The sequence below is a fragment of the Endozoicomonas sp. SESOKO4 genome (genome assembly GCF_024606275.1).
Genome location: NZ_JAHHPS010000306.1, coordinates 1 through 1898, shown reverse-complemented (window position 1 = coordinate 1898; position 1898 = coordinate 1). Strand labels below are relative to the sequence as shown.

3 protein-coding genes are annotated in these 1898 nt (G+C 44.4%); 1 reads left to right on the top strand and 2 read right to left on the bottom strand.

From position 1 onward, the window contains the following. The first annotated feature begins 266 nt into the window (after positions 1-266). Positions 267-485, top strand: coding sequence for an Arc family DNA-binding protein (locus tag KDK16_RS05850; protein WP_257275132.1), 219 nt, complete (start codon positions 267-269; stop codon positions 483-485). A 796-nt stretch (positions 486-1281) separates the two neighbouring features. Here KDK16_RS05850 and KDK16_RS05845 read toward each other — a convergent pair. After that, positions 1282-1641, bottom strand: coding sequence for a hypothetical protein (locus KDK16_RS05845; RefSeq protein ID WP_257275131.1), 360 nt, complete (start codon positions 1639-1641; stop codon positions 1282-1284). Positions 1642-1686: 45 nt separating this feature from the next. Next, on the bottom strand, positions 1687-1898 hold a 212-nt coding region (locus KDK16_RS05840; RefSeq protein ID WP_257275129.1), incomplete at its 5' end, for a hypothetical protein.

Genomic DNA, 1898 nt, shown 5'->3' with positions numbered 1-1898 from the left:
ACAGGGCATCTGAACCAGTATGATTTTACGATTAATAGGATCATAGTGCAGGGTTACCCCTGGTTCTTTCATTGGCTCTTTCAAAATATCTATGAGCCGATTTAGTCGATCACTGTAGTCTTTTTCCATTGATATCCCGCATTATTTGAGTCTGTAAGATTAACCTCAAAATAGACGATATGCAGATAACTGCACGGTGTAGTTACCCGTAAGCACAGGAGAAATAACACAATACGTCCTACACGGTGCAGTTACGGGAGGCTGCAATGAGCAGGTCATGGCCTGTCTACAGCTTGCGGGTGCCTGAAGACGTTCATGCCCAGATCAGTAAGGCTGCCAGACGCAACAAGCGATCCATTAACAGCGAATACCTTTATCGCATTGAAACCTCACTGGCTCAGGCCAGTTCGCTGGAGCAGCTTCTGAAGGAAGTGCGGGAGTTGAATCAGCGGATTGAAAAGATGGAGAGCAAAAAGCCCGACTGACTGACGGGCTTGTTGGTACGGTTGTTAATGATATTAGAACTTAGATGCGGTATATCCCCTGTGTTATACGGCAACCTTACGAATCGCCGATTCAACTGCCTTGACGTCAGCTCTGTAAAAGTCGAGCTTGTCAAAAATGTAGTACCACAGCTTATCCAAATCTTTCTTATAAACAGGTTTAGACCGTGAATAAGCGTGTGGGGATTTCTGACCTTTTGAGCCAATTCCAGTCATAAACTGTACAGCAAAATTTTTGTCAGTTTCATATACCCGAAACGCAACATGGTAAGTCCATGCTACGGGATCAGGGCACCTTTTATACTCAGCACTCACCCATCGCATATAGAAAGACTTTGGGCAGTTCGAACGACGATTTTTAAAATTGACCTTTATTACATTGCTCATTGTGTTACCCATCCATCGACCAGCCGTATAACAACTCGCTCGGCTGGGACAGCTACGCTGCCCGTCAGCTCTGGGGTTATACCCAGTCTTCCAGCTCTAAAACCTGCCTCTTAACCTCTGCGGAAATCTTAAACTCAACCAGCTCAGCAGGGTTTGACAGAAATAATGAGATCTCTAGCTTATGAATCTCGGCGTCATAATCTGGAAATTCAGGATAAAAAAGCTCAGCAACAAACCACTTCTGGTTTAAATCATTTTTTGCTTAATGAAGTGACAAGATCACTGTCATCGCGATACCAGTGAAACCGCTTGTTCTTGTTAAAAATTGCTTTAGCGAACGGCATATCTATTTCCTATAAATGGGTGTACTTCGGCGCTGGTTAGCTTTGGGTTATCCGTTGTTCAAATCCCAAATTCTTGCGTTAACTTCAGATGCTATAAACTGACTAAATTCATCGTGTTCACGATACGGACTCATTTCATCGTGATAGAGTTCGCCGTCGTAATAGTAATAACGGCCTTCTTCCAGCTCTGAACCATAGTTCTGTTCGTAATACTCAAAATCTTCATGGTCAGCAGTTTCTACTGAAATGTCAGTGTCGAGTGCATGACCACCAAGCTGAAATGTTGGCGTGTGGCAGCCATTAACTTCCAGCCATGTTACGGTGCATTCAACCTTACTTAATTCATAGCAGCATGGAATGCTGTTATTTCTCAAAACGTTCATAGTGTTTTTTTGCGCTTCATTCATTTTTCTCTTCCTCTTCTGAAAGGCGGGATGACCCGCCTTATACACTCAGTGAAAACGTGCCATGCTCAGGTTGATAGTGAACGGTGGTGGTTCGCATTCCACCGTCAGTGTTCTGTTGTCGTGCTCAATCTTAACTTTCTCGATCATCAGGGCTTCCGACATATCCATCACCCTGCTGGCCAGCTTGGTCAGGGTGACTTCCATTCCATGCTTGGCAATATGCTGGGCAATCGCCTCATGCAACAGCAGTTCTACGT

Coding starts and splice junctions, on each gene's coding strand:
- KDK16_RS05850 (WP_257275132.1), top strand. CDS start 267: ATGAGCAGGTCATGGCCTGTCTACAGCTTGCGGGTGCCTGAAGACGTT.
- KDK16_RS05845 (WP_257275131.1), bottom strand. CDS start 1,641: ATGAATGAAGCGCAAAAAAACACTATGAACGTTTTGAGAAATAACAGC.